At 73.4% G+C, this 17,606-nt stretch carries 11 protein-coding genes and 1 pseudogene; 2 read left to right on the top strand and 10 right to left on the bottom strand.

Going from position 1 to position 17,606, the window contains the following annotated elements:
• The coding region (locus IE260_RS33525) for a maltotransferase domain-containing protein (RefSeq protein WP_189878815.1) at positions 1–746 on the bottom strand (746 nt) is incomplete at its 3' end.
• 206 nt (positions 747–952) lie between these two features.
• On the bottom strand, positions 953–2,155 hold the full coding sequence (locus IE260_RS33520) for a S8 family peptidase (protein WP_189878813.1): 1,203 nt from the start codon (positions 2,153–2,155) through the stop codon (positions 953–955).
• Between the two features lie 292 nt (positions 2,156–2,447).
• On the opposite strand from IE260_RS33520, the gene IE260_RS33515 reads away from it, so the two are divergent.
• Positions 2,448–5,066: a glycosyltransferase family 1 protein gene (locus tag IE260_RS33515; protein ID WP_189878811.1), complete on the top strand. Its 2,619-nt coding sequence runs from the start codon at positions 2,448–2,450 to the stop codon at positions 5,064–5,066.
• A 238-nt stretch (positions 5,067–5,304) separates the two neighbouring features.
• On the opposite strand, the gene IE260_RS33510 is transcribed toward IE260_RS33515, so the two are convergent.
• The 6 genes from IE260_RS33510 to IE260_RS33485 all read right to left on the bottom strand — a co-directional run bounded on the left by IE260_RS33510 (position 5,305) and on the right by IE260_RS33485 (position 15,492).
• Positions 5,305–5,814: a DUF1990 domain-containing protein gene (locus IE260_RS33510; protein WP_189878809.1), complete on the bottom strand. Its 510-nt coding sequence runs from the start codon at positions 5,812–5,814 to the stop codon at positions 5,305–5,307.
• Between the two features lie 76 nt (positions 5,815–5,890).
• A complete protein-coding gene (locus IE260_RS33505; protein WP_189878807.1) occupies positions 5,891–7,930 on the bottom strand; it encodes a M4 family metallopeptidase in 2,040 nt (679 codons plus the stop codon).
• Positions 7,931–8,180: 250 nt separating this feature from the next.
• A complete protein-coding gene (locus IE260_RS33500; protein ID WP_189878805.1) occupies positions 8,181–9,956 on the bottom strand; it encodes an ABC transporter ATP-binding protein in 1,776 nt (591 codons plus the stop codon).
• Complete coding sequence (locus tag IE260_RS33495) at positions 9,953–11,668, bottom strand: ABC transporter ATP-binding protein (RefSeq protein WP_189878803.1); 1,716 nt, start codon at positions 11,666–11,668, stop codon at positions 9,953–9,955. The genes IE260_RS33500 and IE260_RS33495 overlap by 4 nt, the downstream gene beginning before the upstream one ends.
• Before the next feature lie 21 nt (positions 11,669–11,689).
• Positions 11,690–13,543, bottom strand: coding sequence for an ABC transporter ATP-binding protein (locus IE260_RS33490; RefSeq protein WP_189878801.1), 1,854 nt, complete (start codon positions 13,541–13,543; stop codon positions 11,690–11,692).
• Positions 13,540–15,492, bottom strand: a complete 1,953-nt coding sequence (locus tag IE260_RS33485) for an ABC transporter ATP-binding protein (protein WP_189878799.1) — start codon at positions 15,490–15,492, stop codon at positions 13,540–13,542. Before IE260_RS33485 ends, IE260_RS33490 begins: the two co-directional genes overlap by 4 nt.
• 104 nt (positions 15,493–15,596) lie before the next feature.
• Between IE260_RS33485 and IE260_RS33480 the strand changes: the two are divergent.
• Positions 15,597–15,977 (top strand): annotated as a pseudogene (locus tag IE260_RS33480) (LuxR C-terminal-related transcriptional regulator); the annotation flags it as partial.
• Here the strand turns inward: IE260_RS33480 and IE260_RS33475 are convergent.
• Both IE260_RS33475 and IE260_RS43195 read right to left on the bottom strand, forming a co-directional pair.
• Complete coding sequence (locus IE260_RS33475) at positions 15,962–17,377, bottom strand: sulfatase family protein (protein ID WP_189878797.1); 1,416 nt, start codon at positions 17,375–17,377, stop codon at positions 15,962–15,964. The pseudogene IE260_RS33480 and the gene IE260_RS33475 sit on opposite strands and share 16 nt — an antisense overlap.
• A 119-nt stretch (positions 17,378–17,496) precedes the next feature.
• Positions 17,497–17,592 carry a putative leader peptide gene (locus IE260_RS43195; protein WP_373303439.1) on the bottom strand — a complete coding sequence of 32 codons (96 nt, stop codon included), beginning with the start codon at positions 17,590–17,592 and terminating at the stop codon, positions 17,497–17,499.
• Between the last annotated feature and the right edge of the window lie 14 nt (positions 17,593–17,606).

Raw genomic sequence — 17,606 nt, 5'->3', positions numbered from 1 at the left:
GTGCCCTCGGAGCGGGGGAAGAACTCGTACCAGGAGCCGTACAGGGCGCGTTCGCGCTCGACGAGCAGGGGCAGCGGATCGGAGGTGGTGACCAGCTCCCGCAGCGGATGCCGGGCCAGCACCGCGGCCACCCGAGGCGTCAACGCCGCCGCGAGCCGCGACGCGGCCGGGCGGGTCTCGTCCCGCAGCGCGTCCACCGCGGCGAGGACTTCCCGACGGTCCTCGCTCCCGGGGACGCCGGCGGCGGCCCGCTCGTACAGCCGCGCGCCCTCCTCCAGGACGAGGTCCGTGTCGATGCCCGCCGGGATCTTGATCCCCGCGTGGTGCCGCCACGTGGTGACCGGATCGCCCCACGCCTCGACGGTGTACGACCACAGACCGGGCTCGCCGGCGGTGACGGTGGCGCCCCAGCGGTCGGTGCCCGGGGCCAGCTCCCGCATCGGCGTCCACGGCCCCGGCCGGCCCTGAGGGTCCCTCAGTACGACGTTGGCGGCGACCGCGTCATGGCCCTCGCGGAACACGGTGGCCGATATCTCGAACGCCTCGCCGGTCACCGCCTTGGCGGGCCTGCGTCCCTGCTGGACGGCTGGGCGGACGTCGAGGACGGGAATGCGCCCCACGGCGGTGGTGGCGTGCGAGGAGGGTGGCTGTGGTGCCGGGGCGGGTGGGCCGGCGTCGGCCGGGCGCACGGGAGTCGTCTCCGTGCCGTGTGCGGGGGGTGCTGACGAGTGGTGCGTGGCGGGCATGACCGCTCCTGTCCGCGTCAACGTGGGTGGGCGGATGACTCTGGGGAGGTGGGTCCTGCGGGGGTGTGGCTGTGGGGTGTTCCGCAGGAGCCTTCCCACACTCTTCGGTTGGGCAATCCGGCACTTTGTTAACTACTCACGCGTATGTCCACACACAAGTGCGGCCCCGTCCGTGACGGACGGGGCCGGCGGCCCGCACAGTGCCGTCACGAGCGCGGTACGCGCAGCAGCTTGTTCGGCGAACCGAGCCCTCGACCGGACACCTTCCCGGAAGTCGCCCCCGCAATCAGCGCCTTGGCGACAGTGGCCGGCTTCGCCCGGGGATGAGCGGCGAGATACAGCGCGGCGGCGCCCGCCACGTGCGGCGCCGCCATCGACGTACCGGAGTGGGTCGCGCGGCCCGTGTCGCCGCGGTGGGACGCCGAGGTGACCGACACGCCCGGGGCGAACAGGTCGAGTGCCGGGCCGTGGTTCGAGAAGCGGGCCCGCGCGTCCTTCCGGTCGGTCGCACCGACCGTGATCGCCTGTCCGACCCCCGCCGGGGAGGACAGGGACGCCGGGCGCCCGTCGTTGCCCGCCGCGACCGTGAACGTGACGCCGGACGCGACGGCGGCGCGGACGGCCGCGTCGAGCCGGGCGTTGCGCGGGCCACCCAGGCTGAGGTTGGCGACCGCGGGCTTCCTGGCGTGCTTCGTGACCCAGTCGATGCCGGCGATGACCTGCGCCGTGGTGCCCTGGCCGGCGTCGTCGAGGACGCGCACGCCGACGACCCGGGCCCGCTTCGCCACGCCGTACGTCGTGCCGACGGCGGTGGCCGCCACGTGCGTGCCGTGTCCGTTGCCGTCCTGGGCGGTGCGGTCGCGGTCCACGAAGTCCCAGCCGTGGCCGGCCCGGCCGCCGAAGTCCCGGTGCGTGGTCCGGATGCCGGTGTCGATGACGTACACCGTCACGCCCCTGCCCGCGGACTCCGGCCACGTGTAGCGGCGGTTCAGCGGCAGGCCCGGCTGGTCGACGCGGTCCAGGCCCCAGGACGGCGGGTCGTGCTGCGTGTGGTCGAGCCGGACGCGGGTGTCCTGGGTGACGGAGGCGACGCGCGGGTCTGCCGCGAGCAGTCTCGCGCGTCTGGCGTCCGTTCTGACGGCGTATCCGTTCAGGACCGTGCCATAAGTGTGGCTGATTTCCGCCCCGTACTTCTCGGCGAGTCCCCTTCCGGCCGCCGAGGAGGCGCGCGTCCCCTCCTCGAGAGTCACCAGGTAGCTCCCGCTCACGCTGCCGGGTGCCCCGGCGCCGGTTATCCGCCCCTCCGGTGCGGCCTGCGCGGGCAGGGACATGGCCGAAAGTGCCGCGGCGCAACCCACCGCGACCAGGCCCCCCGCCCGGCGCAGACGCCGTGCTCGCGTCCGTGCCATGGTGTGAGTTCCCCTCCTCGACGCGGCGAACGGGCCCTGGAGGCCGGGTACGCCGCGGGGGCAGCCTCTCGCGCGGTGGGAAGCGCCACAAGAAGGCCTACGGGGGCGGAACCAGCCATACCGGACCCGCCGGGGTGACTAGCCCGTCCGGCGTTCGATGACGCGCCCGTTCAGGCCGATGTGGGAGCTCCGGGGCGAAGCGCCCGGCGAGGGACACTCCGACGCCGGTACCGTCAAGACGGACGAGGTGACACGCACCCCGTCCCATCGAGCGAACGCGCTGAGGTGGAGTGTGAAGGCGATCCGTCGATTGACCGTCCGTCCCGTTCTCCCCGACCCCCTCCGGCCGCTCAGCGATCTGGCCCGCAATCTGCGCTGGTCCTGGCATGCGGAGACCCGCGACCTCTTCCAATCCGTCGACCCCGAGTGCTGGGCCGCGTCCGGCCGCGATCCGGTACGGCTGCTCGGCACCGTCCCGCCCGCGCGCCTGGCGGAGCTGGCCGAGGACCGGCGCTTCCTGCGCCGCCTCACCGCGGTGGCCGACGACCTCGACTACTACATGACCGGCAACCGCTGGTACCAGTCCCAGGCCGGCCGACTACCCGCCGCCGTCGCCTACTTCTCGCCCGAGTTCGGCATCACGGCCGCCCTGCCCCAGTACTCCGGCGGCCTCGGCATCCTCGCCGGCGACCACCTTAAGGCGGCCAGCGACCTCGGGGTGCCGCTGGTCGGCGTCGGCCTGCTCTACCGCCACGGCTACTTCCGCCAGACCCTGTCCCGGGACGGCTGGCAGCAGGAGCACTATCCCGTCCTCGACCCGCACGAGCTGCCCCTCGCCCTCCTCAAGGAGCCCGACGGCACCCCAGCCCGCGTCGCCCTCGCCCTGCCCGGCGGCAGGGAGCTGCGCGCCCGCATCTGGCTGGCCCAGGTCGGCCGGGTCCCGCTGCTGCTGCTGGACTCGGACGTGGAGGAGAACGACCTCGGCGAACGCGGTGTCACCGACCGGCTCTACGGCGGCGGCAGCGAGCACCGGCTGCTCCAGGAGATGCTGCTCGGCATAGGAGGTGTCCGGGCGGTGCGGACGTACTGCCGGCTGACCGGCCACGCCGAGCCGGAGGTGTTCCACACCAACGAGGGCCACGCCGGCTTCCTCGGTCTGGAGCGCATCGCCGAACTCTGCGCCGACGGCCTGGAGTTCGACTCGGCGCTGGAGGCGGTCCGGGCCGGAACCGTCTTCACGACGCACACCCCCGTCCCGGCCGGCATCGACCGCTTCGACCGCGAACTGGTCGCCCGCCACTTCGGTCCCGACGCCGAACTCCCGCGGATCGACGTCGAGCGCATCCTCCGGCTCGGCATGGAGACCTACCCCGGTGGCGAGCCCAATCTGTTCAACATGGCCGTGATGGGCCTGCGCCTGGCCCAGCGCGCCAACGGCGTCTCCCTGCTGCACGGCGGGGTCAGCCGGGAGATGTTCTCCGGCCTGTGGCCCGGGTTCGACGCCGACGAGGTGCCGATCACCTCCGTCACCAACGGGGTGCACGCCCCGACCTGGGTGGCCCCGGAGGTGTTCCGGCTCGGCGCCCGGCAGATCGGCGTCCAGCGCACCGAGGACGCGCTGACCGTCGGCGGTTCCGACCGCTGGGACTCGGTCGCCGACATCCCCGACCAGGACATCTGGGAGCTGCGCCGGACCCTGCGCGAGCAACTGGTGACGGAGGTGCGCGAGCGGCTGCGCGCCTCCTGGCGACAGCGCGGCGCGGGCACGGCCGAGCTGGGCTGGATCGACGACGTCCTCGATCCGGACGTGCTCACCATCGGGTTCGCGCGGCGGGTCCCGTCGTACAAGCGTCTGACGCTCATGCTGCGCGACCGGGACCGGCTGATGGACCTGCTCCTGCACCCCGAGCGGCCGGTCCAGATCGTCGTCGCCGGCAAGGCGCACCCGGCTGACGACGGCGGCAAGCGGCTGGTGCAGGAACTGGTGCGGTTCGCGGACGACCCGCGGGTGCGGCACCGGATCGTGTTCCTGCCGGACTACGGCATGGCGATGGCGCAGAAGCTCTACCCGGGCTGCGACGTCTGGCTGAACAACCCGCTGCGTCCGCTGGAGGCGTGCGGGACGTCCGGCATGAAGGCGGCGCTCAACGGCTGCCTCAACCTCTCCGTGCTGGACGGCTGGTGGGACGAGTGGTTCCAGCCGGACTTCGGCTGGGCGATCCCGACCGCCGACGGCGCCGGCACCGACCCCGACCGTCGTGACGCCATAGAGGCCGCCGCCCTCTACGACCTGCTGGAGCAGCGGGTGACCCCCCGCTTCTACGAGCGGGGCGCGAGCGGGCTGCCCGACCGCTGGATCGAGATGGTCCGCCGGACCCTGAGCCTGCTCGGACCCAAGGTGCTGGCCGGCCGCATGGTCCGCGAGTACGTGGAACGGCTGTACGCCCCCGCGGCCGAGGCGCACCGCGCGATGGACCCGGACTCCGCCCGTGACCTCGCCGAGTGGAAGGGCCGGCTGCGGGCGGCCTGGCCGGAGGTGGCCGTCGACCACGTGGAGACGTCCGCCGCCACGGCCACCGCGGAACTCGGCACGACACTCGGGCTCCGGGTGCGGGTGCGCCTGGGCGACCTCGCCCCGGACGACGTCGAGGTGCAGGCGGTGTCCGGCCGGGTGGACACCGAGGACCGGATCACCGACGCGACGACCGTGCCGCTGAAACCGGTGGGCGGCCCCGACCTGGAGGGCCGCTGGGTGTACGAGGGGCCGCTGGCCCTGGACCGCACCGGCCCCTTCGGCTACACGGTCCGCATCCTGCCCGCGCACCCGCGACTGGCGTCGGGCGCGGAGCCGGGACTGGTGGCCATGCCGTCCCAGGAACTGGTGGAGGCGGCGGGCCTGCTGATGCGCTGAGCCCCGGCCCGCGGTGCCGTGGGTCCCGGTACCGGGGCCTGCGGTGCCGCGGGCGCCTCGACAACGGATGCCGTCTGCCCGTGGCACCGTGGGCACCTCGGTCGCGGGTACTGCCGGTCGCCGGAACCGGGCGCATCGGCGTCGGCGGCCCCGGTGCTGTCGGGTCTTGGTGCTGTCGGGTGTCGGTGTGGTGGGGCCCGGTGCTGTCGGGTGTCGGTGTCGTCGGGCTCCGGAGCCGTCAGTCCTCGGTGCCCTCGGTGCTCAGTCGACGCAGTACCGTGCCGCAGCGGCGGGCGTAGGCGTGCTGGAAGCCGCGTGTCGCCGGTCCGCCCGCACGGGCGTACCACTTGGCCGGGCGGCTGAAGGCGGTCACGGTCAGCCAGACCGTGCCGTCGCCCGTGCGGTCCACGACGAAGGACTCCTCGCCGCTCTCCGGGTGGCCGGGCAGCGTGCCGTACGCCCAGCCGGCCCGGCGGGGCTCCTCCAGCGTCCACACCACACGGCAGGGTGCCTTGATCATCCCGGCCAGGGTGACGGTGACGTCGACGCCGGGCGCGGCCCGGTCCGCGCTCGCGTCGATGCCGACGCCCATGGCCCGGTGCATCTCCCAGGTGAGCACCGCCTCGGCCGCCCGGCGGAAGACCGGTTCGCCCTCCCCGAGCCGCGTGCGGACGTGCATGGGGCGGAAGCCGGGCGGGCAGTGGCCCGGCTCGCGGGTCGCGCCGACGTCGTCGTACGTGAAGGACATGGGCACCAAGCGTAGGGCGGCACCCTGGAACGCCTTGTTCCGGGTGCCGCCCGCCGTGTCGCAGTGCCGCCGGGGCCTACGGGAAGGTGAGCTTGAAGCCGTTGATGTACCCGGTGTCCCGGGACGCCACGTCCTGGACGCGCAGCTTCCAGGTGCCGTTGGCGGTCTCCGAGGAGGCGTTGACGGTGTACGTCTGGTTCACGTTGTCCGCCGAGTCCGAGGAGCTGGAGTTCTTCAGGCGGTACGCGGTCCCGTCCGGAGCCACCAGGTCGACCACCAGGTCACCGCGGTAGGTGTGCACGATGTCGACCGCCGCCTGGAGGTTGGCGGGCGCGTTGCCGGCCCGGCCCGTCACGGTGACCGACGACGTGACCGCCGCGCCGTTGTCCGGGATCGCCACGTCGGCGGTGTTCTCGAACGACGTGCCGCCCCCGCCTCCGCCGCCGGAGCGGGTCCCGACGTTGACGCCCGCCCACGCGTCCTGCACCGCCTTGTACTCGGTGCTGTCCGTGCCGTACAGCTCACCGGCCGCCGCGAGGGTGCCGGTGCGGGCGCCCGCGTAGTTGGTGGTCGAGGTGAACTTGGTGGTCAGGGCGCGGAACCAGATCTTCTCCGCCTTGGCACGGCCGATGCCGGTGACCGGAAGGCCGTCGGAGGTGGGCGAGTCGTAGGTGACGCCGTTGATGGTCTTGGCGCCGCTGCCCTCGCTCAGCAGGTAGAAGAAGTGGTTGGCGGGACCGGACGAGTAGTGCACGTCGATCGACCCGATCCCCGAGTACCAGCTGTCCTTGGACGCGCCGTCCTTGCTGGGCTTGTCCATGTAGCGCAGCGGGGTGCCGTCGCCGTTGATGTCGATCTCCTCGCCGATGAGGTAGTCACCGACGTCGGAGGAGTTGTTCGCCTGGAACTCGACGGCCGCGCCGAAGATGTCGGAGGTGGCCTCGTTCAGACCGCCGGACTCGCCGCTGTAGACGAGTCCCGCGGTGTTGGAGGTGACGCCGTGCGTCATCTCGTGCGCGGCCACGTCGATGGACGTCAGCGGGTGGGTGTTGCCCGAGCCGTCGCCGTACGTCATGCAGAAGCAGCTGTCGGACCAGAAGGCGTTGACGTAGTTGTTGCCGTAGTGGACCCGGGAGTACGCACCCACGCCGTCGCCGCGAATGCCGGACCTGCCGTGCACGTTCTTGTAGTAGTCCCAGGTCAGCGCGGCTCCGTAGTGCGCGTCGGCGGCGGCCGTCTCCGCGTTGGACGGGTTGCCGTTGCCCCAGACGTCGTCGGAGCCGGAGAAGAGCGTGCCGGTGCCGGAGGTGCCGCGGTTGAGGTTGTACGTCTTGTGGTTGCCGCGCGCGGTGTCGGTCAGCGTGTACGACGACCCCGACTGGGCGGTGCCCAGCGTCACCGTGCCGCTGTACATGGTGTTGCCCGTGCCGTTGTGGACCGCCTGGTACTCGTAGAGCTTGGCGCCGGTGGCCGCGTCGGTGACGACGTGCAGCTCGTTCGGGGTGCCGTCCTCCTGGAGGCCGCCCACCACCGTCTCGTAGGCCAGGACCGGGGTGCCGTTCGCCGCCCAGATCACCTTGCGCGGGGCGCGGTCGGCGTCCGGCTGCTCGGCGCCGGCGGCCTTCGCGGCGGACACGGCCTGCTGTTCGGCCTTCCCGGCGGAGATCTTCGGCGTGACGGAGGCGACCTCGATGGCGGCCCGCGTGGCCTTCACGACCCGCTCGGTCTTCCCCGCGTCGGTGGTGACGACCAGGTCGCCGCCGAGGACGGGCAGTCCGTCGTAGGTCCGCTCGTAGCGGGTGTGCAGGGTGCCGTCGCGGTCCTTGACCACGTCCCGCACGACGAGCCGCTCCTTGGCGCCCAGGCCCAGCGCGTCGGCGGTCCGGGCCTTGGCGGCGTCGGCGTCACGGATCAGTTCGGCGCGCTGGGCCGGGGTGAGCTTGACCGACTCGGCGCCCGGGACGGGGGCCTTCGGGGCGGCCGTGGCGGCGCCGGACTGTACGGCGGTCGCCACCAGGGCGGCGACGCCGGCCAGGGCGACGGCCGCGGCGCGGCGGCGGGTCGAGCGGCGGGGCGTGGTGTGGGAGGTGCGTCTGTGGGGAGAACTGCTGCTCAACACTGACTCCTTCTGCGTGGCCGCGGGTCGCGCGGCCAGGGGAGACCGGGCGGCGGGTGGGCCGGCCGGGCAGAGCAAGGCGGTACGCAGAACCACGTGCACGGAAGCCGGCCGCGGCACAGCGCTGATCAGCAAGCTGTGGGGGCGCTGTGGAGCGGCCGTGGGAAGAGTGGCAGGAGCGGAGCCGTCTTGTCAGGAGCGCGTCAGTAAGTTGGCCGGAAATGGTTCGTTGTCCGGGCGTTCATGTTCGCTATACGGACCCGTTGGAATCGTCGTCGCCCGGCGGCCGGCCGTGCCAGGAGTCCCACAGCGCCGCGTACGCTCCGCCGGCCGCCACCAGCTCGTGGTGCGTGCCGAGTTCGGTCAGCAGGCCGTCCTCCATCACGGCGACGCGGTCGGCGTCGTGCGCGGTGTGCAGCCGGTGCGCGATGGCGATCACCGTGCGCCCCTCGAGCACGGCGGCCAGGGCGCGCTCGGTGTGCCGGGCCGTCGTCGGGTCCAGCAGGGCGGTGGCCTCGTCCAGGATCAGCGTGTGCGGGTCGGCCAGCACCACCCGGGCGAGGGCGAGTTGCTGGGCCTGCGAGCCGTCGGTACGGCGGCCGGACCGGCCCAGCTCCGTGTCCAGGCCGTCCGGCAGTTCGCGGACCCAGTCCTCGGCGCCGACCGCGGTGAGCGCGGCCCACAACTCCTCGTCGGTCGCGTCCGGTTCGGCGATGAGCAGATTGTCGCGGACCGAGCCGAGGAACACGTGGTGTTCCTGGGTGACCAGGACGACCTGGCGGCGCAGTTGCTCCGGGCCGAGACCGACGACGGGCACCCCGCCGACCGTCACCGACCCCGCGCCCGGCGCGTCGACGCCCGCCAGCAGCCGGCTCAGCGTCGTCTTGCCCGCGCCGGACGGCCCGACCACGGCCAGCCGCTCGCCGGGCCGCACCGTCAGGTCCACCCCGCGCAGCACCTCGCCGCCGCGGTCGTAGGAGTAGCGCACCGCGGTCACGTCGATACGGTCGTCCGCGGGGTCCGGGGAATCGGCGGCCGCGGCCCGCGGGGCCCGCGCCAGGCCCTCCACGCGGGCGAAGGACGCCCCGCTGGACTGGAGCTGCTCGACCCGCAGCAGGATCTCGTCCAGCGGCCCGCCGAGCTGCTGGAGGTAGAGGGCGGCCGCCACGACCGCGCCCAGGCTCATCGCCCCGCGCGCGTGCAGCACCCCACCGATCAGCAGTACGCCGGCCAGGGGGATGACGTACGACACCCCGACCGCGGTGAAGAACACGCTGCGCAGATACAGCGTGCGGAACCGGGTGCGCCGCGAGATCTCCAGCGCGTCCCGGCTCGCCGCGATCCGCCGCTCCCGCAGCCGGAACGCCTCCACCGTGCGCGCCCCGGCCGCCGTCGCCGCGAGGATCTCCGCCACGTCCGAGGTGGCCGCTCCCTCGGCGAGATAACCGTCGCGAGCCCGGCGCAGATACCAGCGCAGCGCCGGCCGGATCGGCGTCAGCCCCAGCACCCCGACGGCACCCAGCAGCGGGTCGAGGACGAACACGGCGCCGATCAGGAACAGCGCCTGCACGCCGTTGATCAGCAGGTCCGGCCCGGCATCGCGCAGCGTGGTGCCGACGGCGGTCACGTCCGCCGTGCCGCGCGCCGTCAGATCACCCGTACCGGCCCGCTCCACCACCGAGGCGGGCAGGGCCAGCGCCCGGTCGACGAACCGCTCCCGCACCCGCGCCAGCGTCCGCTCACCGAACCGGTGCCCCACGTACCGCGCCCAGCGGGCCAGCAGCAGTTGCACCGCCGAGCACACCAGGATGCCGAGCGCCATCCGGTCCACGGCGCCGACCCCGCTCCCCGCCCGCACCTCGTCGACGATGCGGCCCAGCAGCCAGGGGCCGGCGAGCCCGGCCAGGGCGGCCAGCGAGTTCAGCACGAGAAGGGCGGCGAACGCCCGGACGTCGGCGCGCACCAGGGCGCCCACCGCCCGCCGGACGTCGGCGCGCCCGGCGACGGGCAGCTGCTGGGACGTCACCCCGGGACCTCCTCCGCCTGCGCGTCCCGGGTGACGAGGGCCCGGTATCCCGGCTCGGCGTCGAGCAGTTCGCGATGGCCGCCCGTCGCCGCGACCTTGCCGTCCACGAGGTAGTGCACGACGTCCGCGCGGTCCAGGACCAGCGGGGAGGTGCTGGTCAGCACGGTCGTACGGCCGCTGCGTGCGTCCCGCAGCCGGCCGGCCACCGTGGCCTCGGTGTGGGCGTCGAGCGCGGAGGTCGGCTCGACGGCCAGCAGCACCTCCGGGTCGGCGAGCAGCGCCCGGGCCAGCCGCACCCGCTGCCGCTGGCCGCCGGAGAGGCTGCGGCCCTGCGCCGCCACCGTCGTGTCGAACCCGTCCGGCAGGCCCCGCACGACGTCGTCGGCGGCGGCCGCGCGCACGGCCCGGGAAAGGGCTTCGTCGCCGGGACCCCGGCTGTGTCCGGCCAGCAGCTCGCGCAGCGGCCCGGCGAACAGGTCGGCGTCGTGGTCGGCGACCAGGATCCGCTCCCGCACCCGCGCCAGCGGCACCTCCTCCAGCGGCACCCCGCCCCAGGTGGCGTCCGACGGGGCGTAGCGGCCGAGGCGGTCGACCACGGCGGTCGCGTCGGCGGGCCGGGCCCCGGCCAGCACGGTCAGCCGGCCCGGCGGCACCCGCACCCCGGAGGCGGGGTCGTACAGCACCGAGGGCTCCGCCGGGGCGTCCCGCGTCCCGTCGTCCCGGGCGGGCTCCAGCCGCAGGAACCGCACCACGCGCCGGGCGGCCACCACACCGCGGCTGACCTGGTAGCCCATCTCGATGAGGAACGACACCGGCCCCACCAGCACCGCCGCGTACCCGTACACCGACACCAGCTCGCCCACGCTGATCTGCCCCTGCGCCGCCAGCCGGGCCCCCAGCCAGGTCACCACCGCCAGGAACAGCGTCGGCAGCCCGACCCCGAGCGCCTGCACCCAGCTCGTCACCGCACCGACCCGGTAGCCCTGCTCGCGCAGCCTCCCCGAGTCCCGTGCGAAGGCGTCCGCGACCAGGCCCTTGCCGCCGAGGCCGCCCAGGACCCGCAGCCCGCCCGCGAGGTCGCCGATCCGCGCGGTCAGCACGCCCTGCCGCTCCCGGTACTCCGTCTCCGTGCCCTGCAGCCGTCCCAGCAGCGGCCCCACCAGTACGCCGATCACCGGCATCCCGAGCAGCACCACCAGGGCCAGCTGCACCGACACCGACAACAACAGCGCGGCGACCGCCACGTAGGCGACGAGCGAGCCGACGCCCGGTCCGACGACCGTCAGGGACGTACTGATCGTCTGCACGTCGCCCACCCCGATGGTGACGACCTCCCCGGTGCCGACCTGCCGCCGCAGCGCCGCCCCCAGCCGGACCGTGTGCCCGACGACCACCTTGACCGTGCGGAAGTTGGCGTCCATCCGCACCCGCGTCATCGTGCGGTGCCGCATGATGCTCAGCCAGGCGTTGAACGCCCCCACCGCCACCAGCGCGCCCGTCCAGCCCGCCAGCGCCCCCGGGTCACCGGGCTCCAAACCGTCGTCGATCGCCCGGGAGAGCAGATACGGCGTCGCCGCCAGCAGCGCCATCCAGGTGCTGGCGAGGAGCGCGCCCGCCGCACACCGCCCCGCCTGCATCCGGACCAGCCAGCACAGGTACCGCAGACCGCCCCGGCGGTCGGGCGTGCCGGGATCCTCGTACGCGTCGATCATCCGCCCCCCGTAGACCCTTCCTCACGCCAGACTGTCCCGCCAGGCCCGGTGCAGATCCGCGAACCGGCCCGTACCGGCGATCAGTTCGGCCGGGGCGCCGTCCTCGACGACACGGCCGTGCTCCATGACGAGCACCCGGTCGGCGATCTCCACGGTCGACAACCGGTGCGCGATCACGACCGCCGTGCGCCCCTTGAGCACCGTCGCCATCGCCCGCTGCACCGCCCGCTCCCCGGGGATGTCCAGCGAACTGGTCGCCTCGTCCAGGATCAGCACCGCCGGATCGGCGAGCAACGCCCGTGCGAACGCCACGAGTTGCCGTTGACCGGCGGAGATACGACCGCCCCGCTTGCGGACGTCGGTGTCGTAGCCGTCGGGCAGCGCGGCGATGAAGTCGTGCGCGCCGATCGCCTTGGCGGCCTGCTCGATCTCCTCCCGCGTGGCCTCGGGGCGGCCGACGGCGATGTTGTCGGCGACCGTGCCGGAGAACAGGAACGCCTCCTGCGTCACCATCACCACCCCGCGCCGCAGTTCGGGCACGGCCAGGTCCCGCAGGTCGGTGCCGTCCAGCAGCACCCGCCCGTCGGAGGGGTCGTAGAACCGGGCGAGCAGCTTGGCCAGCGTCGACTTGCCCGCGCCGGTGGAGCCGACGACCGCGACCGTCTGCCCGGCCGGGATCGTGAGGTCGAAGCGGGGCAGGACCTCGCCGCCGGTGCGGTAGCCGAAGCGGACACCGTCGAAGACGACCTCCCGGCCGGGGTGTGCCGACAGCCGCGCCGGCAGCTCCTTCGGCGCCGACGGCTCGGGGACGGACGGCGTCTGGGCGAGCAGGCCCGCGATCTTCTCAAGCGACGCCGCCGCCGACTGGTAGGAGTTCAGGAACATGCCGAGCCGGTCGATCGGGTCGTACAGCCGGCGCAGGTACAGCACCGCCGCCGCCAGCGCGCCGAGTGCGAGCGTGTCGTCCGCCACCCGGTAGGCGCCCCACAGCACGATCCCCGCGACCGCCGTGTTGGCGACCAGCCGGGAACCGACGACATAGCGGGCCATCTCCAGCAGGGCGTCGCCGTTGGTGCGTTCGTGCCGCCGGTTGAGGACGGCGAAGTCGGCGTCGTTGGCCGCCTCCCGGCGGAACGCGCGCACCGGACGGATGCCGTTCATCGTCTCCACGAACTTCACGATCACCGCCGCGATCGCCGTGGACCGCTGCCGGTACACCCGCCCCGCCCGCCGCTGGTACATCCGGATCAGCGCGTACAGCGGCACGAAGGACGCCACGGCGACGGCGCCGAGCCCCAGGTCCAGCCAGAGCAGCATCGCCGAGATGTAGACGAACGAGAGGACGACCGTGACCAGCTCCTGCAGGCCCTCGCTGAGCAGCTCCCGCAGCGACTCCACGTCCGTGGTGGAGCGCGAGATCAGCCGGCCCGAGGTGTAGCGCTCGTGGAAGTCGACGCTCAGCGCCTGCGCGTGCCGGAAGATCCGGCCCCGCAGGTCCAGCAGCACGTCCTGGTTGACGCGTGCGGACGCGGCGATGAACGCCCACTGCAGGACGCCGGCGGTCAGCGCGCACAGCAGGTAGCCGACGCCCACCGCGATCAGCGGCCCGTGGTCGTGGTCGCGGAAGGCGGGCACGGCGTGGTCGATGGCGTACGCCACCAGCAGCGGGCCCGCCTGCACGGCCGCCTGCTGGAGCAGCAGCAGGAGGGTGGTGACGGCGACGCGGGCCTTCATGGGCGCCAGCAGGGAGCGCAGCAGCGCGGCGGTGGCCCCCGGCGGGGTGGGCAGGACGTCACGGTCGAAGGGGTCGTCGGCCGTGCGGGTGCGTTCGGCCGGCTCCTCCTGGTCCGGCGCGGTGGTCGTGGGCGCCGTCATCGTTCGTCCCCTTCCTCGTGCTCCGCGTGCTCGTCGTGCCCGGACATCAGATGTGCGTACTCGGCGTTGGTGCGCAGCAGTTCCTGGTGGGTGCCGACGGCGGCGATACGGCCACCCGAGAGCAGGGCCACACGGTCGGCGAGCAGGACCGTGGAGGGGCGGTGCGCCACGATCAGGGCGGTGGTGTCCGCGAGCACCTGACGCAGGGCGGCCTCGACGGCCGCCTCCGTGTGCACGTCCAGTGCGGACAGCGGGTCGTCCAGGACGAGGAACCGGGGCCGGCCGACCACCGCGCGGGCGAGCGCGATCCGCTGCCGCTGCCCGCCGGACAGGCTGAGGCCCTGCTCGCCGACCTGGGTGGCGGTGCCCTGGGGGAGGGCGTGCACGAAGTCGGCCTGGGCGACGGCGAGCGCACGCTCCAGCTCGTCGGTGCCGGCGCCGTCCCCGGCTCCCATCAGCACGTTGTCGCCGACGCTCGCCGAGAAGAGGGTCGGCTCCTCGAAGGCGACGGCGACCAGGGCGCGCAGCTCCTCGCGCGGTATGGCGGTGATGTCGTCGCCGTCCAACGTGATCCGGCCGGAGGTCACCTCGTGCAGCCGGGGGACGAGCGCGGTGAGCGTGGTCTTGCCGCTGCCGGTCGCCCCGACCAGGGCCATGGACTCGCCGGGGCGGACGTGGAGGTCGACGCGGTCCAGGAGGGGCGGGGAGCCGGGAGGGGCGTCCGGGTAACGGAACCGGACACCCTCGAACCGCAGACCGCCGTCCGGCTGAGCTGCGGGCATTCGTGCCTCCCCCAGTGCCTGAACGGCCTGGGAGGTACCCCCAGGGGCGGCACGGGTGGGCGATGGGGGTCCCCCCGCTCGAGCGAAGCCGAGAGTGGGGGAGGCACCCCGCGACGCCGGGCTGCGTACCCCACCCCGCGACACGGACGCAGGGTCACCCGAAATCCCCGGTTCCTCCACCTCCGCGTCCATCACCTCGAAGTACCGCTCCGTAGCCGTCGCCGCCTCCTGACTCATCGCCAGCAGGAAGCCGATCGACTCGACGGGCCACCGGAGGGCCAGCGCCGTGGACAGGAACGCCACCAGCGTCCCCGCCGACAACTGGCCGTCCGCCACCTGCACCGCCCCGACCACCAGCGCCGCCCCGATGGCCAGCTCCGGCAGCGTCACGATGACCGCCCAGATCGCCGCCAGCAGCCGTGCCTTGCGCAGCTCCGTCCCCCGCAGCGTCCGCGCCAGCTCCCGGAACGCCCGTGCCTGGCTGCGGTGCCGTCCGAACCCCTTGATGATCCGGATGCCGAGCACGCTCTCCTCGACGACCGTGGTCAGGTCCCCGACCTGGTCCTGCGCCAGCCGCGCCACCTCGGAGTACTTCTTCTCGAAGACAGCGCAGGTGACCATCACGGGCAGGGCGGGCCCGAGGACGACCAGCCCCAGCTGCCAGTCCTGCACCAGCATGATGACCACGCCGACGACGATCGTCACCCCGTTGACCAGGAGGAACGTCAGCGGGAAGGCGAGGAACATGCGCAGCAGCATCAGGTCCGTCGTCCCCCGGGACAGCAACTGCCCCGAGGCCCAGCGGTCGTGGAAGGCCACCGGCAGCCGCTGCAGGTGCCGGTACAGACCCGCCCGCATCTCCGCCTCGACGTGCGACAGGGGACGGGCCACCAGCCACCGCCGCAGCCCGAACAGCAGCGCCTCCGCGAGCCCGAGGAGGAGCAGATACAGCGCTCCGAGCCAGACACCCGCCGGGTCCCGGTCGGCGACCGGTCCGTCCACCATCCACTTCAGGACGAGCGGTATCACCAGCCCCACACAGGAGGCGACGATCGCCACGAAGGCGGCGGTCAGCAGCCGCGCCCGCACGGGCCGCACGAACGGCCACAGGCGCAGCAGCGAACGCACGGCGGAACGGTCCCTGGTGGATTCGGCTGTGGTGGGCATCAGCAGCGAGCCTACGGTTCGCCACTGACACTGCCCACCGAGTTTTCGTGCTCATCGGGGTCGTACGGGTGCATCAACCGTTCGGCCGATGCGCCGTCGAGCCCACGTACGGCACCGACTCCGACACGCTGCCCGCGATCGAGGCCGGCGCGACCGGCTACCTCCTCAAGGACGCACCCCGCGAGGAGCTGTTCACCGCCGTGCGGGCCGCGGCCGAGGGCCGCACCGTGCTCTCCCCGGCCGTCGCCTCCCGACTGGTCTCCGCGGTCCGTGCGCCCGGGTCCCCGGGCAACGAGGCCCTGTCCGCCCGCGAGCGGGAGGTGCCGGCCCTGGTCGCCAGGGGCACGTCCAACAAGGAGATCGCCCGTGAGCTGTTCATCAGCGAGGCGACCGTGAAGACCCACCTCACCCACCTGTACGCCAAGCTGGGCGTACGACCGGGGGATCCTCGGCTGAGACCCGGCCGGGATCAGGCCGCCGGGTAGGGCAGCAGGGTGCTGTCGACCTTCTCCCACGCCGCCCTCAGCTCGGCGAGCAGCTCCGGCCGGTCGGCGGCGAGGTCGGCCTGCTCACGGGCGTCGGCGGCGAGATCGAACAGGTGGTCCCTGCCGTCCGCGCCCCGGAAGTACTTCCAGTCGCCGCGCCTGAGCGCCCGGTTGCCCCGAACCCGCCAGAACAGGTCGCGCTCGGGCACGTCCTCGCCGCGCAGCAGGTAGCCCGCGAGGCTGTGCCCGTCCAGCGGGTACGCAGGATCCGGCCGGGCCCCGCCCAGCTCCAGCAGGGTCGCCGTCCAGTCCGGCGAGTAGACGGGTTCGTGGCTGACCTGGCGCCCGTCGACGCGGGCCGGCCAGCGCAGGATCGTCGGCACCCGGATGCCGCCCTCCAGCAGTCCGGACTTGGCGCCGCTGAGCGGCCACTGGTACGAGAACCGCTCGCCGCCGTTGTCGCTGGCGAAGACGACGACCGTGTTCTGCTCCTGGCCGGAGCGGCGCAGCGCGGCGAGCACCTTGCCGATCGAGGCGTCCAGGCTCTCCACCATCTCCTTGTACTTCTCCACCGAGCCGCCGTCGTTGTGCAGCAGTCCGCCCAGCACGTTCCCGGCGCGGATCCTCGCGGCGATCTCGGCGCCCGTCTCCTCGTCGTCCTCGGTGAGCCAGGGCCAGTGCGGGGTGGTGAAGTTGAGGTTGAGCAGCCAGGGCCTGTCGTGGTCGCGGGAGACGTAGTCGACGGCGCGCTCGGTGAGGACCGTGGTGTAGTAGCGCAGGTCCTTGTAGGTGGCGTCGCCCTCGTACAGGTCGTAGTCGCCGAGCTGGCCGAGCTTGGAGAAGTACTCCAGGGCGCCGCCGAAGTTGCCGAAGAACTCGTCCCAGCCGGACTTGGTGGGGCTGTAGTCGGGCAGCCAGCCGCAGTGCCACTTGCCGATCAGGGCGGTTGCGTAGCCCGCCTTCTTCAGCAGGGAGGCCAGGGTGGGGTGGTTCGGGTCGAGGCCCTGGGTGCGGTTGCCGATGGGCTCGGCCAGCCCGCCCTTCGTACGGCCCGGGTAGCGGCCCGTGTAGAGGCTGAACCGGGTCGGGGAGCAGGTCGCCGAGCCCGCGTAGGCGTTGGTGAACCGCACTCCCTGCGCGGCGAGCCGGTCCAGGTTGGGCGTCCTGATGTGCGGGGATCCGTAGGAGGACAGGTCGGCCCAGCCGAGGTCGTCACCGAGGACGAACAGGATGTTGGGGCGTCTGCCGGGCCGGGCGCCGGTGCGGGCCCGGAAGGGACGCTCGGCCGTCTCCTGGTCGCCGGGGGCCGCGGTGGCCGTGCCGGCGACGGCGGCGGTGACCGCGCCGCCACCGACCAGACCACCGAAGGTGCGACGGGAGATACCTGATATGTCGGGCATGCGGGATCCTTGCTCGGGCGCTCCCGGGGCGGGGGGCGCGGCTCAGGAGGAGGGGAACGGCACCGGTCGCGCACGTACGGCAGCGGAGCCGGAGGGGGAGGCGGAGAAGCGCTGCCGGGTCAGCGGCAGACGGCGCTGGACTGACGGCACAGATCGACGTGGCGTCGCTCCACGAGCGCGACGCACACACACCGGTGCTCAGCGGTAAGCCTCATGACCAGCGACGTTG

The organism is Streptomyces viridiviolaceus, from assembly GCF_014650995.1.
GTDB lineage: Bacteria > Actinomycetota > Actinomycetes > Streptomycetales > Streptomycetaceae > Streptomyces > Streptomyces viridiviolaceus.
The sequence above is the reverse complement of the archived record's forward strand: the minus strand, read 5'-3'. Positions and strand labels throughout refer to the sequence as shown.

Excerpts from the sequence above, each read along its gene's own strand:
- IE260_RS33520 (WP_189878813.1), bottom strand. The coding sequence starts at position 2,155 with ATGGCACGGACGCGAGCACGGCGTCTGCGCCGGGCGGGGGGCCTGGTC.
- IE260_RS33510 (WP_189878809.1), bottom strand. The coding sequence starts at position 5,814 with ATGTCCTTCACGTACGACGACGTCGGCGCGACCCGCGAGCCGGGCCAC.
- IE260_RS33495 (WP_189878803.1), bottom strand. The coding sequence starts at position 11,668 with ATGATCGACGCGTACGAGGATCCCGGCACGCCCGACCGCCGGGGCGGT.
- IE260_RS33490 (WP_189878801.1), bottom strand. The coding sequence starts at position 13,543 with ATGACGGCGCCCACGACCACCGCGCCGGACCAGGAGGAGCCGGCCGAA.
- IE260_RS33485 (WP_189878799.1), bottom strand. The coding sequence starts at position 15,492 with ATGCCCACCACAGCCGAATCCACCAGGGACCGTTCCGCCGTGCGTTCG.
- IE260_RS33475 (WP_189878797.1), bottom strand. The coding sequence starts at position 17,377 with ATGCCCGACATATCAGGTATCTCCCGTCGCACCTTCGGTGGTCTGGTC.
- IE260_RS43195 (WP_373303439.1), bottom strand. The coding sequence starts at position 17,592 with ATGAGGCTTACCGCTGAGCACCGGTGTGTGTGCGTCGCGCTCGTGGAG.